The sequence below is a fragment of the Spirosoma lacussanchae genome, from assembly GCF_005870035.1.
In the GTDB taxonomy this organism is placed as follows: domain Bacteria; phylum Bacteroidota; class Bacteroidia; order Cytophagales; family Spirosomataceae; genus Spirosoma; species Spirosoma lacussanchae.
The window spans coordinates 828762-848440 of sequence record NZ_SWJG01000001.1 but is presented as its reverse complement, the minus strand read 5'-3'; the positions used below and the strand labels follow the sequence as shown (position 1 = coordinate 848440).

The 19679-nt window shown below is 58.5% G+C and carries 13 protein-coding genes; 6 read left to right on the top strand and 7 right to left on the bottom strand.

Going from position 1 to position 19679, the window contains the following annotated elements:
* Nucleotides 1-20: 20 nt before the first annotated feature.
* The 6 genes from FBR45_RS03520 to FBR45_RS03495 all read right to left on the bottom strand — a co-directional run bounded on the left by FBR45_RS03520 (nucleotide 21) and on the right by FBR45_RS03495 (nucleotide 7765).
* A complete protein-coding gene (locus FBR45_RS03520; protein WP_129600709.1) occupies nucleotides 21-1442 on the bottom strand; it encodes a Gfo/Idh/MocA family oxidoreductase in 1422 nt (473 codons plus the stop codon).
* A gap of 335 nt (nucleotides 1443-1777) precedes the next feature.
* On the bottom strand, nucleotides 1778-2854 hold the full coding sequence (locus tag FBR45_RS03515; protein ID WP_138499377.1) for a Gfo/Idh/MocA family protein: 1077 nt from the start codon (nucleotides 2852-2854) through the stop codon (nucleotides 1778-1780).
* A 247-nt stretch (nucleotides 2855-3101) separates the two neighbouring features.
* Nucleotides 3102-4922: a serine hydrolase domain-containing protein gene (locus FBR45_RS03510; protein ID WP_138499375.1), complete on the bottom strand. Its 1821-nt coding sequence runs from the start codon at nucleotides 4920-4922 to the stop codon at nucleotides 3102-3104.
* 18 nt (nucleotides 4923-4940) lie between these two features.
* Nucleotides 4941-6008 (bottom strand): helix-turn-helix domain-containing protein, encoded by a 1068-nt coding sequence (locus FBR45_RS03505; RefSeq protein ID WP_138499373.1) that lies wholly within the window; start codon nucleotides 6006-6008, stop codon nucleotides 4941-4943.
* A 66-nt stretch (nucleotides 6009-6074) separates the two neighbouring features.
* The gene (locus tag FBR45_RS03500) at nucleotides 6075-6593 is read right to left on the bottom strand and encodes a GreA/GreB family elongation factor (protein WP_138499370.1); all 519 of its coding nucleotides are present in this window, start codon (nucleotides 6591-6593) and stop codon (nucleotides 6075-6077) included.
* Between the two features lie 158 nt (nucleotides 6594-6751).
* The gene (locus FBR45_RS03495; RefSeq protein ID WP_138499368.1) at nucleotides 6752-7765 is read right to left on the bottom strand and encodes a glycosyltransferase family 9 protein; all 1014 of its coding nucleotides are present in this window, start codon (nucleotides 7763-7765) and stop codon (nucleotides 6752-6754) included.
* Between the two features lie 44 nt (nucleotides 7766-7809).
* On the opposite strand from FBR45_RS03495, the gene FBR45_RS03490 reads away from it, so the two are divergent.
* The 3 genes from FBR45_RS03490 (at nucleotide 7810) to FBR45_RS03480 (ending at nucleotide 10315) form a co-directional block, all read left to right on the top strand.
* Entirely contained in the window at nucleotides 7810-9048 is a 1239-nt protein-coding gene (locus FBR45_RS03490) for a M16 family metallopeptidase (RefSeq protein ID WP_138499366.1), read from the top strand.
* Nucleotides 9049-9119: 71 nt separating this feature from the next.
* On the top strand, nucleotides 9120-9920 hold the full coding sequence (locus tag FBR45_RS03485; RefSeq protein WP_138499364.1) for a hypothetical protein: 801 nt from the start codon (nucleotides 9120-9122) through the stop codon (nucleotides 9918-9920).
* A 68-nt stretch (nucleotides 9921-9988) separates the two neighbouring features.
* A complete protein-coding gene (locus tag FBR45_RS03480) occupies nucleotides 9989-10315 on the top strand; it encodes a nucleotide pyrophosphohydrolase (RefSeq protein ID WP_138499362.1) in 327 nt (108 codons plus the stop codon).
* A gap of 8 nt (nucleotides 10316-10323) precedes the next feature.
* On the opposite strand, the gene FBR45_RS03475 is transcribed toward FBR45_RS03480, so the two are convergent.
* Nucleotides 10324-13842 (bottom strand): VCBS repeat-containing protein, encoded by a 3519-nt coding sequence (locus FBR45_RS03475; protein WP_138499360.1) that lies wholly within the window; start codon nucleotides 13840-13842, stop codon nucleotides 10324-10326.
* A 166-nt stretch (nucleotides 13843-14008) separates the two neighbouring features.
* Between FBR45_RS03475 and FBR45_RS03470 the strand changes: the two genes are divergently transcribed.
* From FBR45_RS03470 to FBR45_RS03460, 3 genes are all read left to right on the top strand, one after another.
* Nucleotides 14009-14596 carry an RNA polymerase sigma factor gene (locus FBR45_RS03470; RefSeq protein ID WP_138499358.1) on the top strand — a complete coding sequence of 196 codons (588 nt, stop codon included), beginning with the start codon at nucleotides 14009-14011 and terminating at the stop codon, nucleotides 14594-14596.
* Between the two features lie 404 nt (nucleotides 14597-15000).
* Nucleotides 15001-16047 carry a FecR family protein gene (locus FBR45_RS03465; RefSeq protein WP_138499356.1) on the top strand — a complete coding sequence of 349 codons (1047 nt, stop codon included), beginning with the start codon at nucleotides 15001-15003 and terminating at the stop codon, nucleotides 16045-16047.
* Nucleotides 16048-16146: 99 nt separating this feature from the next.
* Nucleotides 16147-19608 carry a SusC/RagA family TonB-linked outer membrane protein gene (locus FBR45_RS03460; RefSeq protein ID WP_138499354.1) on the top strand — a complete coding sequence of 1154 codons (3462 nt, stop codon included), beginning with the start codon at nucleotides 16147-16149 and terminating at the stop codon, nucleotides 19606-19608.
* Nucleotides 19609-19679 lie beyond the last annotated feature (71 nt).

The following is a 19679-nucleotide window of genomic DNA, read 5'->3' as shown; positions in this document are numbered from 1 at the left end:
TATATAAGTGGGCCGGTGGTCTATACCGCGTTCCCGATTTTCATCTTGACGGGGTCCCAGCTCACTACTTTTTTCTGGAACAGGCTCATGTTGCCGCACTGGGTGGGTCCGCAGGCCCGCAGCCCGAACGTAGCGTCTTCGATGTTGGGTTTCTTGTCGCGAACCGAGTTGAAGAAATTTACGAAGTGCTCGTACCGGTCGCCCTTATAGTCTTTGGGCACCGTATACTTAAACTCCTTCGGCCCTTCCATCTCGGGCACCGATGGGTACATTTTGTTGTACTCCGCCACAAACAGTTCTTTCTGATCTTTCGGAAAGTTATCGACCGACATGCCAGGAGCTTTCGGAAACTTGTTCTTGCGAACGGTCAGGCTATCCCAGCCGATAGACAGGTCGCCCTCGGTACCGACCAGCCGCACCAGATACGCGCCCCCACCGCCATCGACGAAGTTAGACCGGGTGGTCAGGTTGAACTCCGGATGTTCGGCGGTTTTGGGGTAGTCGTAGATGCTGAGCTGAATATCGGGCACGTCGCGGCCGTCTTTCCAGTAACGCGTTCCTCCGCTCGAATAAACGCGGTTGGGGCCGAGCGATCCGGTAATGGTATGCAGACTCGTGAGCAGGTGTACGTACAGATCACCCGCAATGCCGGTACCGTAGTCCTGGTAATTGCGCCAGCGGAAGAACCGGAGCGGGTCCCAGGGGCGCTTGGGGGCGCTGCCCAGGTACGTATCCCAGTCAACGGTCTGGGGCGATGCATCCGGCGGAATCGAGTACTGCCAGGCGCCCATCGCGCTATGCCGGTCGTACTGGGCTTCGGCAAAAACCAGCTCGCCAATATCGCCCGCCTTCAGCAGTTCCTTGGCTTTACTGATGATGATCGACGACGCAAACTGGCTGCCTACCTGGAATACCTTGCCCGTATCGGCGGCTACCTTAATGAGCGTATGACCGTCTTCTACCTTCTGCACCATCGGCTTTTCGCAGTAGACGTGCTTGCCTTTCCGCATGGCGTCTGACGAAATTTTCTCGTGCCAATGGTCGGTGGTGGCGTTGATCACTACGTCGATGTCCGAGCGGTCGAGCAGCGTGCGGTAGTCGCGGGTAACGGTCAGGCCATCGCCCCACAGTTCTTTGGCCCGGCGCAGACGGCCGTCGTAGAGATCGCAGGCGGCTACCATTTCAACCCCGTCGACCATGAGCGCGGTCTGCGTGTCGCCAATGCCCATACCGCCCGTTCCGATCAGGGCCAGCCGGACCTTGCTGTTGGCCGAGGTACTGGCGTGATTTTTCACCAGGTTCAGGTACTGGGTCGTGGGAGTGCTGGCCGCTTTCGTTTCAACCAGCGCCGTCGGAGCCGTTGCAGCGGCTACACCGAGGGTCTTGAGAAATGTGCGCCGGGATTTACTACCCATCGACTCCTGACTGTTGTCTTTCATCATGAATTGAGGTTAACGATTGGCTCATGGGTCGGCACGTGTCGAGACTTCCGATCCACTGAGATTATACAAAGTAACAAATTTTTAGAACGGTGCCGAAGCAAATGGCAATCATTATATGAGGGATATGGGTTTCACTGCAGATGATTTACGCCTGTATCTGATGATTGAAAGCAGATATCTTTCGATGAATTGATTGAGTCAGACACAGCAGAGCCAGGCCAATTATCATCGTTACAGTGCCGTTTTTTTAAGCGACACCCCCACTGTTTTTCAGACAAAAGGGGGAAATGCTGATGGCATCTCCCCCTACTTTATGAACGTGAGTTTCAGACTGGCTACAACCGTACCACCTGGCCCGTCCGGACGCTTTCGTCACAGGCGAAGGCGATGCGGAGGCTGTTGACGGCGTCCTGCAGATGATCTGTCAGGTCAAGATTTTCCTGAATAGCCCGCCGGAAATAGCGCTGTTCGCGGTTGCAGAGCTCCTGATGGTCGGGTTCATCGTGCATGTCGATCCAGGTGTCGGGTTGTGTAAACTGATCGTCGGCGGTCAGATCGGCCCGGTGAACGCGCAGCGATTCGGTCTTGGTGTGCGCGTCGACGTTGTCCGACTGCCCGGTATTGCCAGCGTTTTTAGCCACGATCGACACACAGCCTTTAGGGCCGATCACGTCTTTGACGAAGAAGGCCGTTTCGCTCATCATCGGCCCCCAACCCGCTTCGTACCAGCCTACGGAGCCATCTTCGAACCGAATCTGGAGCTGGCCGTAGTTGTAGTTATCAGCCGGGATATCGTCAGTGAGCCGGGCGCCGATGGCCGTTACCTGAACCGGTTTGGAGCGGGTCATCTGGCACATGACGTCGATGTAGTGAACCCCACAATCCACAATCGGGCTGAGCGACTTCATCAGGTTGCGGTGTACCGTCCACATCTGTCCGTGGCTCTGCTGGTTGAGGTTCATCCGCATCACGAGCGGTTTGCCCAGCTGCTGCGCTTCGGATACGAACCGTTCCCAGGACGGGTGAACGCGCAGGATATAGCCGACTACTACTTTTTTATCGGCTTTCCGGGCCGCAGCCACCACCCGCTCGGCTCCCTCAACGGTGTCGGCCAGGGGTTTTTCGATAAAGACGTGGCAGCCCTGTTCGAGCGCCATCAGCGCAAACGACTCATGGGTATCGGGGTAGGTAGAGATGCAGACCGCATCGGGTTTGGTTTCGGCCAGGGCCGTGGCGTAATCGCTGAACAGCGGATACCCTCCGCCGAGTTTTTCGTTGAGAACGTGTTTGCTGTTTCCGGTCGAGACGATGCCGCAGATATCAAATCCGTCGAGAGTCTGGTACGCACTGGCGTGCGACGCGCCCATATTGCCACAACCGACAACCAGTACGCGAATAGAAGGAGTAGTCATCCGGCAAAGATAAAAGAAACGCCCCACGTAGAGACGCGATCCTTCGCGTCTCACGATCCTTCGCGTCTCACGCGCGTCAGCAACAAACCATCCGGACGAGAGACGCAAGAGCCGGGATGGTTTTGCCCTTGTGTCTCCTGTGCGTCAGCAAAACCATCCGGACGGGAGACGCAAGGGATTGCGTCTCTACATGCCGGCAGCAAAACCATCCGGACTACGCGTCCCGGTGCAAAGGCAACCCCGTCTCTTACTCTCCTAATCCTTTCAACTTCTGTTTCGTATCGGCGTCGGCAGGGTCGAGTAGCAGCGCTTGCCGGAACGCATCAACGGCCCGTTGCTTCTCGCCCCGCAGCTGGTAAAGATCGCCCAGGCGTGCGTATACGATGCCTTCTTTGGGATACTGCTCCCGGGCCAGCTCCAGAATCGCTTCGGCAGCGGGCAGATTGGCGGGGCGGCTCAGCGCAAAATCATAGGCCATGTAGGTCAGTTGATACACGTTGAGTTTCAGCGCCCGATAGCCGTTCACCGCATCGGCCAGGCGACCCATCCGGATCAGCTCATTGGGCAGGTAAACGGTGTCGGGCAGTCGAGGCCATGGCTTCTGATCCCACTCGATGCGTAGCGAATCGATACGCCCAGTCTGCCCCCGGCTAAAGTACGCTTTGGCGGTATAGTCGGTCAGGGCGATGGTATCGGAGCCTACAGGTACGCAGATAATGTCGTTGCCGTTGTTGATTTTTTCGATGAGCAGATTCCCGGCGCGCCGGATCGACACAACCTCGTCGGGCCCGCGCCGGTAACGACCCACGTAGGTATCCAGCAGGGAGTCGGGCAGGACTTTGGGAACGAGCAGCTTCGGCAGAAAATCGGTCCAGCGGTAGACCTGCGCCACCGCTCGCCGAATCTCTTTGCCCAGTTCAGATGCGCCATTGTTGTTGTTCATCATGACCACCATGCCGTTCCCGCCTTCTATGCTGCCGATGGCGTAGGCAATAAAGCCCGCGTTGGTGCCCGTATGCTCGAAATAGCGCCCGCGCTCGTTGGTGCTCAGCGCACTTTGCAACAGAAACGCGCCCAGCCCGATCTGCTCCCACATGAAGCCTTCGCTGATAACGGCCAGTGGCTGCATCATGGCCCGGGCCGACGCCTGACTCAGCAGACCGCCCCGACCCCGGTAGCTGTTTTGCAGGTCAATAATAAGCCGGGCCAGTTCGGCAGGGGTGGCGTACAGACCGGCGGCAGCCTGTTGCGGATAGACGTAGGGCTTCCCTTTGAACCAGCCGTTCGACGAGTAGGCGCCCGAGGCATAGGGAGCCAGCGCAGGCGGCAGCGGCTGCGCGAAGGTAGTGCGGGTCAGGCCCAGCGGTTTAAACAGCAGCGTTTCGGTGAGGGTCGCAAAATCCTGCTTCGTCACGTCCATCAGGGCCATCTGCACCACCAGATACCCCCCGCCCGAGTACCTGAACTCCCTGGCAGGCTCGCTGTTTACGACCACCGGGCGACTTTCGGTACCCGGCTTCCCGGCCAGAATATCCGGCACCGACGGCAATGGCGTACGGTCGGGCGTATACCCGAAATACGACGACTGACTCGTGCCGCCCCGGTGGCTCAGCAGCATACGGAGCGTAACGGGCGTTTTCCGCGTGTAGTCGCTCTCGGCCAGTTTCCAGGACGTCAGGTATTGATTGATGGGGGTGTCGAGGTCGAGTTTGCCCTGATCGACTAGCCGCAGCGCGGCCATGGCCGTTACCAGCTTCGAGATCGACCCTGCCGAAAACATGGTTTCGGCCGTCACCGGCTTACGGGTTACCGTATCGGCCAGGCCATACGACTTCTGCCAGTCCAGCTTATAATCGCGAATGACGGCCACCGACAAGCCGGGTACCTGGTGAAAGCGCATCCGTTCTTCGAGCGACCAGCCTTTCAGCCCGGCCACCGGCACGTACGGGATAAGACTATTTTCGACGGCGGTAATCCGGTCGGCCAGCCGGGCGGGGGGTTGCGCCCAGACGGTGCCGACAACGCACACGATGAGCCAAAGAGCAGACAACAGTATTCTGACAGTCATGATCGAGTGATTTTTGGCTCAAACATCCGACTCCTGGAGGTCTGCGTCGTCCCGAAGTGTGATTTGGGACATCTTCAGATACGCTTTTGGGGTATATCCCGTCTGTTCTTTGAAAACCCGGTTGAAGGTTGTCTTCGACGAAAAGCCCGCGTCGAAGGCCAGCGCCAGAATAGTCAGTCGCTCGGTGTCGCCGGCGGCCATGCGTCGTTTCACCTCATCGATCCGGTAGGTGTTGATAAACTCGTTGAACGACTGGTTGAAGCCGCCGTTGATAATGCGCGACACGGCGTTTGGCGTTTCGCCCAGGTGCCGGGCCAGCGAGGCCAGAGTCAGCTCCGGGTCTTTGTAAAGTTCCTGCGCCCCGATCGCGTCGAGCACCTGCCTGCGCTGACCAGCCGAAACGGGTAATAGCCGACCAACTTTTTCGATCTTCTGCAACCGGTCATAGAACAGTCCGATCAGCGCCAGTACGTACACAAAAACGGGCAGTATCTGCGAGGTCAGGTAAAAGCGCGGCCATCGCGGGGGCAGGTAGGCCTGATTTACCAGCGGCTCAACGGCAGCTATTCCGTAAAACACGGCTAGTCCGTTCAGCAGGAGCCGCAACCAGGGTTCCGATGCATAGGGCCGACTTCGGTAGATGGCGTACAGCACCATCAGGCAGGTTCCGTAATGCTCTACATAGCGGGTGTAGGGTTTATGGACGTTCAGCCAGAACCAGGCTTTGGTATCGAGCGACTGTACCATCAATATCGTATAGAATAGCCCCTGCACCGCAACCGGCGCCCAATACCAGCGCAGCCCCGGAACCGCCTGACCCGACCGGGCCCGCACGTATCCGTACAGCAGCGGCCCGAAACTCCAGGAGAAAAACAGCGGGGAGAAATACAGCCAGCGGTGGGAGTAATACACGCCCGACCGGCTCAGAAAGTAATCGAGAACCTGCAGGGTAAGCCCGCTAATGAGCCAGGCCAGCCAGCGGTTAGACGCCCGGTCGGACCGGACAAAAAGCAGAATGGCCGTAGTGACGCCCTGTACGATGCAGAACAGATCGAACAGGTTTTTCAGGTCCAGATAAACGGTCATACGTTGGCGTAGGATTACCCGCCTAATCTACACCGATTTTCTGATTCTGGCCCAGCTTTGTCGCCCTTAATACGTGATCTCGCTGATCTGGAGCATGTCCTCGCCCTTCATGGTTCGGACTGCAACGAGATCGCCGGTTTTCTTTCCCTGCATGGCGCGGGCAATCGGGGCGGTGAAGGCAATGAGCCCTTGGGCGGCATCGGCTTCATCGACACCCACCAGCGTTAATCGGCGTTCGGGCGGGGTGGTTTTACCGGGGCGGGGTTTGAGCGTAACGGTGGCGCCAAAGCGGACCTCGTCCGTAGCGGCATGATCGTGCGGATCGACAACCCGCGCGCTGGCAATACGCTGGTTCAGCAGCCCGATGCGGCCGTTCAGTTCGGCCAGCTGACGCGTCCGCTCGCTATCATCGGCCGACCGGGCGGCAACGTGGGCGCGTTCCGTTTCCAGCCCGGCCAGTTCGGCCCGGAGCAGCGCCAGGCCCCGGGGCGTAACGTAGTTGGCAACACCCGGCGGCAGCGGTGCCCGCGCCGGAATCACGACCGGATCATCGGCCGACTCGTTTTTCAGAAAAGCCCGGCTCATCGCGTTGAGGTTTGTTTACAGAATAACCACCCAGACAAGCCGATGTTTGTCATAATCGGGGCTAACCCGCAGATTCAACCTTGCTGGCTTTAACTGACCAGACCGGGCCAGTTGCCCGGTTCTATTCTAGACGCAGCTGGCAGGAACGAGCCGAACGCTCACAGCGGGATAGCGCGCTCGGTCAGGTCTTCAACGGGAATCGTCCAGGCGCAGCGAAAATGGCCGAGGGGGCAGGCCGGCCGACCGTGAATACCGCAGGGTTTACAATCGAGGAGTTCGGGCGTCTGCACAACAACGGCGTCGTTGGCCAACGGACCAAAGCCAAACTCAGGAACCGTTGAGCAGAATACGGCCGTTGTGGGCGCGTTCATGGCCGAGCACAGGTGCAGCGGGGCCGAGTCGTTGACGTAGTTCATGATGGCGCCTTCCACAAGGGCGGCCGATTGGAGCAGCGTCAGCGTGCCCGCCAGGTTTTTCACCCCATCGCGACCGCTGTCCTGCCCGATCTTCTCGCAGACAGCCGCATCGGTGGGCGCGCCCAGCAGATAGACCGTCAGGTGGCGGGGCAACGACTGAATCAGTTCAACCCACCGTTCGGCCGGGTATTGTTTGGTGAACCAGACCGAAGTGGGTGCAATACAAACGTACGACTGCTGCTGCAAGGGCTGAACCATGTCGTAGTCGGCCCGCGACGGGTAGAGCCGGGGGCGGGTTCGCACGTAAGAGAGACCCAGCGGTTTCAGCATCCAGGCGTTTCGGTTCACCTCATGTACCCCCGGCATGAACTTGTGGGTAATGCGGTGGGTAAAAAAGCGCGAAAACGGATTTTTATCGAAGCCTACCGTAACGCTGGCGTTCGACAGGGCCGTCAGCAGGCCGGTGGCCCCGAAGCGCTGCAGGTTCAGCACGGCATCGTACCGACGCACGCGGATGGTCTTCAGCAACGCCCATAGGCTACCGTATTTGGCCCCTTTTTTATCCCAGATCAGTACTTCGTTGAGAAACGGATGATTGGCCAGCAGACTCTCGTTACCTTTCCGAACCAGTACGTCCAGTACCGCCTGCGGACGAGCGCGACGTAGTTGTTCCAGCAGAGCGGTTGCCAGGATTACGTCGCCGATGAACGCGGTTTGAATAATCAGGAACCGGGGCGGATTACTATCGGTTATCATGAGTACGCTGATCTACGTCAGGTGGACGGCGTTTATGGCTTAGAATGGAAGATTACGAAGTATATACCCTGCCCAACGGTATTCGGATTGCGCATAAGCAGATGCCCCATACGCAGATCGCTCATTGTGGTATTATGCTGGACATCGGCAGCCGCGACGAACAGCCCCATCAGCAGGGACTTGCTCACTTTTGGGAGCATATGGCTTTCAAAGGTACGGAGAAACGAAAATCCTACCACATTATTACCCGACTGGAAACCGTAGGTGGCGAACTGAATGCCTATACTACGAAAGAAAAAGTGTGTTTTCACGCGTCGGTGCTGGGGGCGCACTTCGAAAAGGCAACCGAATTGCTGGCCGACATCACCTTTCACTCGGTTTTTCCGGAAAAACAGATCGAACGGGAACGGGGTGTTATCCTCGAAGAAATGGCGATGTATTACGACTCGCCCGAAGATGCCATTCAGGATGACTTCGACGAGCTGATGTTTCCGAACCACGCACTGGGCGGCAACATCCTCGGCACCACCGAAACGGTTGGCTCGTTCCGGCGCGAAGACCTGCAGCGGTTCATCGGCGAAAACTACGACACCCGCAGAATCGTGTTTGCATCGGTCAGCAACCTGCCGTTCAAACAGGTGGTGAAGGTGGCCGAGAAGTACCTGCGCGATGTGCCCGAACAGCACGCCATCCGCCAGCGAAAAACGCCTACCGACTACGTACCGCGCCAGACCCGGGTTGAACGGCCCATTACGCAGGCGCAGTGTGCGCTCGGACGCCCCGCCTACGGACTGACCGACCCGCGCCGGCTGCCGTTTTTCATGCTCGTCAACCTCCTCGGCGGGCCGGGTATGAACTCACGGCTGAACCTGAACCTGCGGGAGAAAAACGGCCTTGTTTACTCCATCGACGCCAGCTATACGCCTTTTCTGGACACCGGTTTCCTGGGTATTTACTTCGGTACCGACCCGCGCAAGGTAGAGCGGGCACGCACGCTGATCATGAAAGAGCTGAAACGCCTGCGCGAACAGCCCCTCACGACCCTGCAACTGCACCAGACCAAAGAACAACTGGTTGGGCAGCTGGCCATGGCCGAAGAAAGCAACAACAGTTTCATGCTGATGATGGCCAAAAGTCTGCTCGACATCGACCGGGTAGAGGCTCTCAACGATATCTTTAACGACATCAAAGCCGTAACCGCCCGGGAACTACAGGACCTGGCGCAGGAAGCCTTCATGGACGATCAGTTTTCGTCGCTCACCTTTGTTCCGGAGAAAGAGTAGTTCCTGTAGTCCCGGCGGGTTTTGAGGGTGGCCGGTGGCTGCGCCGGCCTGATTTCTACCTTGTTTTCGGCATGGTCTTTACGAACGTCTTCTGGCTTAAAATAACCCTGATTCCGTCTATCATCGCCCTCATTACGCTGGTTGCCCGGCGGTGGGGCAACCAGGTTGGCGGGCTGATCGGAAGTATGCCGTGGGTAGCAGGCCCTATTTTGCTGTTCTTCATCCTGGAGCAGGGAACGCCGTTTGGCATCCAGTCTATTCAGGGCGTCATGCTGGGTATCCTGGCTTTGATCAGTTTTTCGTTCACGTACGCCACCCTGTCGCAGCGCCAAAGCTGGTTGCCAACTCTGCTGACTTCGTACAGCATCTACGCCATTACGGCCCTGGGGTTCAACGCGCTCCGACCGAATCTGTGGGTCGGCTACGCGCTGGTGCTGGGTAGCGTATGGCTGGCCCTGCGCTTTTTCCCACGCCCAAAAGCACAGACAACGTCGGCCCGACGGCTGCCGTACGAGATTTCGATTCGCATGGCCGTTGCCACGGTTTTTGTGGTCGTTATTACGGGGCTGGCCAGCGTGCTGGGACCGACCTGGAGCGGTATCCTGACGCCCTTCCCGATCCTGACGTCTATTCTGGCCATTTTCTCGCATACGCTGCAGGGCAGCAACGCCACGATCTCTACCCTCCGCGGGCTGGTTATGGGGCTGTTCGGTTTCAGCACATTCCTGTTCATGCAGGCTTTTTTGCTACCTCATTTCTCCATAGCCATCTCGTTTGGCGTGGCGCTGCTGGTCAACGCCCTGATCAACCTGCTGGCTAGCCGCTACGGACAAACCGCCTTCGGCAGGGCCGTGGCGAAAACCGGCTCGTAGGATCTCGTCAATCGGAGACAAGCCATCCATAACATTACGTTATTACTAACTCATATACAGCGCAGACCATGACCATTGAAGCAGCCCAGCGCACCGTCGACGAATGGATAAAAACCGTTGGCGTCCGGTATTTTTCAGAACTTACAAACATGGCCATACTGACCGAAGAGGTCGGTGAGGTAGCCCGCATCATGGCCCGTCGCTACGGCGAACAGTCGGAGAAAGAATCGGATAAACACAAAGACCTCGGCGACGAGATGGCCGACGTACTGTGGGTGCTGATCTGCCTCGCCAACCAGACCGGTGTTGACCTGACGGAAGCTTTCCGGAAAAATCTGGAAAAGAAAAACATCCGCGACGCCACCCGCCACCTCGACAACGAGAAGCTTCGGTAAACCCCGTACTACCGCGACGACTGGCTGAGGTAGCCCGAGCCGTAGTAAAACTCCACCCGCTGCGTCTGGCCGTTTTTGTGCCGAATCAGCCGAACGGTTTCGCCGGGTTTGGCGCGGGCGGGTTTCTGAACGACACGCGGTTTCAGCAGCTGCAGCGGGCCGTTGTTGTTCGACGCCAGATACCACAGGGCCGACCCCGTAGACAGAGCCGCGAGGGCTTTGGCATCGCCATCGACCGACAGACCAGCCTCGGCGGGCATTACCGCCCGGAAACCGCCCCGCCCGTTGCCCAGCAGCAGACAGCCGCGCCCGGCATCGTACCAGCCCGTATAGGTTTCGGGGGCGTAGGAGTTCCCAACCAGCAGCGCGTCGGGCAGGTTGTCGCCGTTGAAATCGCCGGTCTGAACCCCGAAAACGGGCGAGGCCTGTGCCAGCGTTGGCAGCGGGTGAACCACGAAGCCTTCTTTCCCTTTGTTTTCGAGGTAGCACGACCGTAGTTCAGTAGCTGTCAAGACGGTGGCTCCGTCGAGGTCATCGTCCGTAAACGCGTCGGCAAACGATTTGTCGGCGTACTGCTGGAAGCTGGTGAAGCGTTTCCGGGCAAAGGTCGGCATCTGGTCGTTCAGCACGTCGCGGATAGGAACGAGCTGTTCCTGTCCCTGGAGATAGTACGTCAGGATGGGGTCCATCTGGCCGTTTTTGTCGAAGTCTTTGGCGTATACCCGCAGCGGCTCCTGCGCTGACACCCGATAGCGCGTATTCAGCCCCAGATTACCGGCTATGTAGTCGATATCGCCATCGCGGTCGAAGTCGGCGCCGGTGAGCGAGTTCCAGAGGCCGGCTGGCAGCCTCGTTTCAGCCCTACTGAATACGCCTTTACTGTTCGTATAGATCGTGATCGGCATGAACTCACCCGCCAGCATGAGATCGGGGTCGCCGTCGTTGTCGTGATCCGTCCAGAGAGCCGCGCAGACCATACCGGCCTGCCTCAGCCCGGGGGCCAGCTGGTCGGTCACATCGGTGAAGCGCGGTGGCCCGCCGGGGGTTTTGTCGTTCCGGAGTAGGTAACAGCGGGCCGCCAGCGGGTACTGCCCCACCCTGACCCGACCGGCCCGGAACAAATCGAGATCGCCATCGCCGTCAAAGTCAGCCGCCACGACGCACGCGCCCGACGAAGTAGTTGGCGGCAACACGCCCTCCGACCGCGTCAGCGCCCCCCGGCCGTCGTTGAGGTAGAGTCGGTCCTGGTAAATACCGTTGCTGTCGGGCTGGGCGCTGCCGCCACTCACGACGTACAGATCCTGGTCGCCATCGGCGTCGACGTCGAGAAAGAGAGCGCCCATATCTTCAAGGTCGTTGGCGCCCTGTTTCTGTTCGGCAAAGCGGCCGGGCGCGGTCTGCAGGAACACACTTCGTGTTTGCCCCGGATCGGCCCCGATAAATACATCGTCGAGTCCGTTGCCGTCGGCGTCGGCGATGGCAATGGCCGGGCTGTTTCGGGCGTATACTTGCGGCAGCAAAGGGGTGCGCTCCAGATCGTTGAGCGGGGCTTCGCGGTGCTGGAAGGTCAGTCCGGCCGTGCTGCCCGCTACAGTGTCGAAAAAGGGAGAACGATCGGAACCGGCTGACGGACTGAAAGCCTGGGCGTTGGGCTGATACGCGATTCGGTGCAGCCGGTCGGCGGAGAGCGCGCCCAGTCGCTGGAACGTGCCGTCGGCCCAGCGTATTTCGACCTCGGCGCGGGTGTGTTTGCCGACGCCCACATGCACGAACGGCTCTACCGACGACGCGTACCCGCGTACCGGATGCACCGCTACCGACTGGGTTTGCCCATCGGCGGTACGAACCCGCAGTTCGGCCCCCAGCCCGCGAGCATCGGCAGGCAGATGCAGCCGGAGCGCGTGACTGACGATGGGCTTGCCGGGCTGGTTGGTTTCGTTGCGGTACAGCCCGGCTTCGGCATCCATGTTGTTGATAACCAGGTCGAGGTCACCGTCGTTATCTAGGTCAGCATAAGCCGCCCCGTTGGAGTAGGTCGGTTCGCTCAGGCCCCAGGCTTCGGACTTGTCTCCAAAAAGCGGTGGTCCCGATGGCCCTGTACCCGTATTGCGGTAGAGGTAGTTATGCAGTTTGGCGTCGGGCAGTTTATACAGTTCCTCGAGGGTTTTGCTGACGGAGCCGTTGCTGGCGTTGGCCATACCGAAGCTCGAAGCCTGGTTGTTGAGGTAGGCAATGTAGTCGAGGTTGGTAATATCGCGCCGGTAGCCATTGGTCACAAACAGATCCTTGTGGCCATCGTTGTCATAATCGGCCAGCAGGGGCGCCCAGCTCCAGTCGGTCCGGAAGACACCCGCCAGCTGACCGATTTCGCTGAAGGTGTTGTTGCCCATGTTCAGCTGCAGCGTGTTGCGCACATACTGGTCCTGATACCCCTGCTGCCGGGCCAGGTGAAAAAACTCCCAGCTGGTTTTGATGAGCATCATCTTCTGCCGGACGTTGGTCTCGGGCAGCATGTCGAGCACCATGATATCGGGTCGGGTGTCGTTATTGACATCCTGAATATCGACCCCCATGCTGTTATAGCTGGTGTGTTTAAAGTAATCGGCCGCCCGATCCGTGAAACCGCCGTTTCGATTGTTGATATAGACCAGATCGTTCGACAGAAAATCGTTGGCGCAGTAGACATCCAGCCAGCCGTCCTGGTCGATGTCCGCTACGGCGAGTCCGAGTCCATACCCTTCGGCCAGGATGCCGGCCTGCCGGGAAACGTCCCTGAAAACGGGCGACTGCTGGCCCGACCTGTTCGAACGTCCGGTCGTACGGCTCGGCTGAACATTCTGGTATAGCCGATCGGTACTCAGACCTTCGCCGTTGATCCGTTTGGGGCGGATTGAGTTTCGGCCGGTGCGCTCCATGGCGTTGTTCAGTACGTAACAGTCCAGGTCGCCGTCGCGGTCGTAATCGAAAAAAGCCGCCTGCGTGTTCATGCCGCTATCGGCCAGGCCGTACTCGCTCGCCAGTTCGCGGAAGGTGGGCACCTGGCCGGGTCGGGTCTGCTGGTTAATAAAAAGCAGGTTATGCCGAACGGCGCGGTTCGTATCAGGACCAGCCACGCTGACATAAACATCGGGCCAGCCGTCCTGGTTGACATCGGCCACGCTGACGCCAGTACACCAGGCCCGGGTCGTAACACCCGCCCGGGCCGTTACATCAACAAAGCGAAAATCGCTCCGGCCCGGCTGCGTCCGGTTCATGTAGAGTCGGCAGGTCACGTTGTTGCCCGCAAAAAACAGATCCATACGCCCGTCGCGGTCGAAATCGCCGATGCCTACCCCGGCCCCGTTGTACATCGGATCGTAGGTATTGGCGTTGAGCGAGTCACTCTCGAACGGCTGCATAAGGTTGTTGAACGTTACCCCCGACTCGGCCGAACGAATGGATGTGAATAGGGTAGTAGCCGACGGTTTGGGTTTGCACCCCACGAACCCAGCCAGCACAAACAGCAGCAGAACAATACGAACAGGCATACACAGGAGCGAAACGACTCCGGCTAAAACAAGCGGAGGAGACAGACGTTTCTTCTTTATCAATAGTAGTATAAAAGGAAGAAGTAGTAAAAATACGGAGAAAAGGGCGGAAGTTTGTGCACCCCTTTTTTGTAGATTTACTAGTCAACCCCCTATCTCGCTGACAGTGGACGGCTTACTCAACTATCATCAGGCGACCGATGCCCAGATCTGGGACGATTTTTTGCTGGGTAGTCAGCCTGCCTATTCGTTCATGTACGAGAAGTACGCCCGGATGCTGTACAACTACGGCTACAAGATTGCCCAGAACCGTCAGCTGACTGAAGATTGCCTGCAGGATCTCTTTCTGACCATTCTGGAAACCCGCGAACGGCTGGGCCATACCGACTCGATCAAGTTTTACCTGATGCGTTCGCTCCGGCGCGAGATTGTCCGTAAGCTGAACGCCCAGCACCGCTTTGCCGATAACGCCGAGCACGATGTCGATTTCAAAGTCGAGTTTCTGTACGAGCCGACCTGGCTCGATTCACAGATCAGCAAAGAGAGGTCGGAGGCTGTACTGCGCGAGTTGAACCAGTTGCCCGCCCGCCAGAAAGAAGCCCTGTTCCTGAAGTTTTTCGACAACCTCAGTTACGAAGAAATTGCGGGCATCATGGGCATCGAAACAACGTCGGCCTATAAGGTCATCTACAAGGGTATTGCCGCCCTCCAGAAACGAATGCCCGTTGATCTACTGTCGGTTCTACTGCTGTAGAGACGCGATCCTTCGCGTCTCCTATGCGTCAGCAATGGACTACACCATGGTCCGTTGGAACACAAACCACACCCGCGTCAGCAACAGACCATCCGCACAGGAAACGAAAAACCATCCGGACAGGAGACGCAAAGGATTGCGTCTCTACAAGCCTCAACGACAGACCATCCGGATAAATGGTCGAACTACGCGTCCCGGACTACGCGTCCCGGTGCAGACACGGACCATGGTGTAGGCCTGTAGAGACGCGATCCTTCGCGTCTCCTATGCGTCAGCAACAAACCATCCCAGCGGCCCGGCCATCGCGGTTCTACATAGTATTATATCCGTAAATTTTTTCCCGATTCCGGGGGATAATTAGCCGGGAAGCGCTCTTCTGGTGGTAGTGTGTTTTATACCGCCTGATGAAACAGCCTTACTCCGACTATACCGTCCGCGATTTTGTACTCGACGATGCGTTCCGCCGATGGGTTTTCGAGCCCAACGAGCAGAGCATGACCTTCTGGCATACGTTCATGCTCAAACACCCCGAGCAGCAACCGGCCATCGACGAAGCCTCGTCGCTCCTGCTGCACCTGCAGGCCAACTACGATGACCTCACCGACGCCAGCCAGCAGCGAATCGGACAGGTACTGGAACAGGCGTTTGCCCAGCGCGCCCGCCCGGAGCTGGTGGCGCCTGTTGTACGGCCCCTCTGGCAGCGAAGAACATTCATCGGCCGGGCCGTTGCCTCACTGGCAGGGATCATTATGCTGGCCGGTGCCCTACTATGGTATAGCCTTCAGCCCAGTCAGCAACGCATACAGACCGCTTTTGGGGAGAACCGCACCGTTGCCCTGCCCGACGGCTCAACAGTTCTGCTCAACGGTAACTCCAGCCTGACGTTTACCGACAACTGGGATACCGAAGCAACCCGCGAAGTCTGGCTCGAAGGCGAAGGCTTTTTCAACGTGGCTAAAAAACAGACCCCGGCCGGACGACTGAAATTCATTACCCATACGCCCGGCCTCGACATTACGGTGCTCGGCACGCAGTTCAACGTAAACACCCGCCGGGGCAGTACCGCCGTTACGCTGGTAGAGGGCCAGGTGCGGCTCAGCAAGCCCGGAGCAGCCCGGCAACAGGTTATCGACCTCAAACCGGGTCAGTTCGCCACCACCCAGCCCAGCATTGAGAAAGTAGAGGTACGCACCGAAAAACCGCAGCTGCATACCGCCTGGACCCAGCGGCAGTTTGTCTTCGAGAACACCGCCCTGAGCGATATAGCCCAGCAGCTGAACGACACCTATGGCCTGGAAGTAGTCTTTGAAGACAGCGATCTGGCCAGCCGCCGGTTTACCGGAAATCTGACCAACGAAACCCCCGAAACCCTGCTGACTACCCTTTCCCTGACCTTTGATCTGACCGTTCGGCGCGACAGTAACCGCGTTGTTCTCCAGCGAAACCCATAGCCAGTACCGGCCGGCCCATTGATTTTTCCGCCCAAGGCCCGACTACTTTTTCGTAAAAACCAACTTGATCGCCCGAATTACCACATATCTGTTCCGCTTATGAAAAACAAGTATATAGTCCTCTCGCTGTTGCTGACGGGGGTCGGTGTGTATGCATTGCCGCAGCCGGCTGCTGCGCAACTGCTGAGCCGCGCCCACGCCAGCTATGCCGGCACGAGCTACCAGGCCCCAACGCCTGCCGAAACCACGCCCGGCCGCAACCAGGCAGGCCGCTCGCTCAAACGAGCCCTGTCTGACCTTGAAAAACGGTTCGGCGTTAGTTTTGCCTACGATGAACAGCTGCTGGCCAACCGCCGGACAGAGGTCGATGTCGATGGTCTCTCGCTCGAACAGGCGCTCACCCAGCTCATCGACGCACAGGGCCTACGGTACCGGAAGGTGAAAGCCAGCCTGTACGTTATCCAGCCGGCTCAGCCAAAAAACGGCGCGGCCGGCCCCACATCCCCGGTCACCGCCCTACCCGACCGCTCGGTCAATGAACCAGCAACCGGCCTGGCCGAAGCCCCGCAGGTTAAACGCATTACGGGCCAGGTGACCGATGAGAACAACCAGGGCCTGCCCGGCGCCAACGTCATCGAGAAAGGGACCAGCACCGGTACCAGCACCGACGCCAACGGCAATTTCGTCCTGAACGTATCGGATGCCGCCACGACGCTCACCATTTCCAGCGTGGGCTACATCAGCCAGGACGTGCCGATCGGGAATACGGCTGTCGTGAACGTGAAGCTCGCGCCCGACGACAGAACCCTGAATGAGGTCGTCGTTATCGGCTATCAGGCGGTGCGGAAGCGGGACGTAACCGGGGCCAACGATGTCATTAGCCCCACGCAGGCCAACAAAGTGACGGCTAACTCACTGGCCGAGTCGATTCAGGGTCTCTCGCCCGGTGTCACCGTACGCAATACGGGCGTGCCGGGGCAGCAGGCGTCGATTCAGATCCGGGGGGTAGCCAGCTTCCTCAACACCGATCCGCTCTATATCATCGACGGGATGATTGCCGATGCCAACCCGACCATCAACAACGACGATATCGAGTCGATTCAGGTGCTGAAAGATGCGTCAGCAGCAGCTATTTACGGGTCGCGGGCGGCTAATGGGGTTATCATTATCACCACCAAACAAGGAAAAGAAGGCCCTATCCGCGTGTCGTTCTCGGGTAAATACGGCGTCCAGCAGGTTTATAGGCGCTGGGATGTGCTGGATGCTGCCGGCTTCGCAGCCCTGCAACGCACCCAGTACCAGAACGCCGGCCAAACGCCACCCGCCAGCGTGGCTACGGGTACGTTTAATCCCAACATCAATACCGACTGGCAGGATCAGGTGCTCCAAACGGGCAATCTTCAGGATTATAACCTGACGCTCTCGGGCGGCTCCAAAACCGGTACTTACCTGATATCGGGCAGCTACTTCGGCAACAAAGGCTATGTTATTGGTAGTGGGTTCGACCGGGCCAGCCTGCGGATCAACACCCGTAGCACCGTAGGTCGGTTTACGTTCGGCGAGAACGCGCTGCTGACCAACTCGAACATTGAGAACTTCCCGGCGGGCAATCCCATCTACGACATGGCTGGTATGCTGCCCGTCATTCCCGTACAGGACCCGCGCTATGTGAACGCCAGCAACCCCGGTGGCTACGGCATCGGCACCAACCCCGATGCGGTCACCTATGCCTTTAACCCGGTGGCGGTTCGGAACCTGGCCAGCAACAAAAGCAACTTTGCCAAGCTGGTCGGTAATGCCTACCTCGATGTCAAACTAGCCGACTGGCTAACCTACCGCGCCAACGCCGGGCTGGAAGTCAGTTTCGACTACACCCAGAACCTGCGCCGGATTGGCACCTATCAGTACAGTGCCTCGCCGGTGCTTAGCTCGGTTGCTGAAGACCGGTCGCGTTACCTGAGCCTGCTGTTCGAGCACACCCTGAATTTTGACCGGGTTTTCGGTAAACACAGCGTCAACGGGGTGGTCGGTATCAGCCAGCAAACCGCCCGGCGTGATGTCACCTCGGGTTCGCGTACCAACCTGGGCTTTGCGGGTGGTCAGTATTTCAACACCATCAACGCGGCTACCGGGGTGTCGAACTCGGCGGGGGGCACGCCCGACGACTACCGGATTCTGGGCTACCTGGGCCGGGTCAACTACACCTACAACGACAAATACCTGCTGACGCTGACCGGCCGCGTCGATCAGGATTCACGCTTTGGGGCCAATTACCGGACGGGTTTCTTCCCCTCGGTAGCCGCGGCCTGGCGCATCAGTCAGGAGAAATTCTTTCAGGTCGACTGGATCTCCGACCTGAAGCTCAATGCTTCCTACGGAAAGCTGGGCATTGTGGTGCCAACGCTGGGGTCGTTTCCGTATACGGCCTTCATCAATAACAACCCAAGAGCCATTTTCGGAGTCGACCAGACGGCTGTCGTAGGCGCTTACCAGGCGCAGCTGGCCAACCCCGATCTGCGCTGGGAAGAGCGCCTTCAGCAGAACTACGGCATATCGGCCAGTTTTCTCAACAACCGCATCAGCACCGAGATCAACGTGTACAACTCGCTCTCGAACGATGCGATCCTGAACCTGGCCGTACCGGGCTACCTGGGTAACCTGCGCGGCAACCCGTATGTCAACACGGCCTCGATTCGCAACCGGGGGATCGAGTTCTCGGCCACCTACCGGAACAACAAAAACGCCCTGAAGTGGGACGTATCGGGCAACTTCACAACGATCAAAAACCAGGTCGAGAACGTGGGCAACCAGGGTCAGAATATCAACTACATCCAGAGTGGCAATACCCGCTCGCAGGTGGGGCTGGCCGTGGGGCAGTGGTATGTGCTGAAGACGGCGGGTATTTTCCAGAGTCAGGAAGAGATCAACAACTACCGGGGTCCCAACGGCCAGTTGATCCAGCCGAACGCCAAACCCGGCGACATTCGCTATGTCGATACCAACGGCGACGGGCAGATTACGCAAAACGACGACCGTCAGTTTGTGAGTTCGCCCTGGCCCAAACTACAGGCGGGGGCTCAGTTCAATGCGTCGTACGGCCCGTTTTCGCTGAACGTACAGCTGACTGGCGTTTTTGGCTACACCGTCTACAACGACGTACGGCGCGGGCTCGACAGCTACCAGCTGACCAATTTCCGCCGGGACATCAGCCCCTGGTCAACCACCAATACAAACACGACCGATCCACGGCTTGGCCTCGAAGCGGGCGATCAGGGCATCATCTCGAACAACTTCCCCTATACGGACCGCTGGCTCGAAGATGCCTCCTACGTTCGGATGCGCAACGTAGAGGTGGGCTATACGCTGCCCAAAGCCCTGCTCAACCAGCTCAGAATCCGCAGTGCCCGCGTGTTCATCAGTGGCCAGAACCTGTTTACGGTCACCAGCTACTCCGGACTCGATCCCGACGTAACGGGAAGCGGCATTCAGGAGCGGGGTGTCGACAACGGTCACTGGCCTTCGCCCCGGGTAATTTCGGCGGGTATCAACTGTGATTTCTAAGGTAACCCAACGCACCGGGACCGGGCCAGTCGGGATGGAGTCCTGCTAAACCCGGAACCGCTCTTTCGTTC

What these genes read in the sequence shown, in the direction of transcription:
- FBR45_RS03475 (WP_138499360.1), bottom strand. Translation starts at nt 13,842, where the DNA reads ATGCCTGTTCGTATTGTTCTGCTGCTGTTTGTGCTGGCTGGGTTCGTG.
- FBR45_RS03520 (WP_129600709.1), bottom strand. Translation starts at nt 1,442, where the DNA reads ATGATGAAAGACAACAGTCAGGAGTCGATGGGTAGTAAATCCCGGCGC.
- FBR45_RS03505 (WP_138499373.1), bottom strand. Translation starts at nt 6,008, where the DNA reads ATGACCGTTTATCTGGACCTGAAAAACCTGTTCGATCTGTTCTGCATC.
- FBR45_RS03485 (WP_138499364.1), top strand. Translation starts at nt 9,120, where the DNA reads ATGGTCTTTACGAACGTCTTCTGGCTTAAAATAACCCTGATTCCGTCT.
- FBR45_RS03465 (WP_138499356.1), top strand. Translation starts at nt 15,001, where the DNA reads ATGAAACAGCCTTACTCCGACTATACCGTCCGCGATTTTGTACTCGAC.
- FBR45_RS03480 (WP_138499362.1), top strand. Translation starts at nt 9,989, where the DNA reads ATGACCATTGAAGCAGCCCAGCGCACCGTCGACGAATGGATAAAAACC.
- FBR45_RS03510 (WP_138499375.1), bottom strand. Translation starts at nt 4,922, where the DNA reads ATGACTGTCAGAATACTGTTGTCTGCTCTTTGGCTCATCGTGTGCGTT.
- FBR45_RS03490 (WP_138499366.1), top strand. Translation starts at nt 7,810, where the DNA reads ATGGAAGATTACGAAGTATATACCCTGCCCAACGGTATTCGGATTGCG.
- FBR45_RS03460 (WP_138499354.1), top strand. Translation starts at nt 16,147, where the DNA reads ATGAAAAACAAGTATATAGTCCTCTCGCTGTTGCTGACGGGGGTCGGT.
- FBR45_RS03500 (WP_138499370.1), bottom strand. Translation starts at nt 6,593, where the DNA reads ATGAGCCGGGCTTTTCTGAAAAACGAGTCGGCCGATGATCCGGTCGTG.
- FBR45_RS03495 (WP_138499368.1), bottom strand. Translation starts at nt 7,765, where the DNA reads ATGATAACCGATAGTAATCCGCCCCGGTTCCTGATTATTCAAACCGCG.
- FBR45_RS03515 (WP_138499377.1), bottom strand. Translation starts at nt 2,854, where the DNA reads ATGACTACTCCTTCTATTCGCGTACTGGTTGTCGGTTGTGGCAATATG.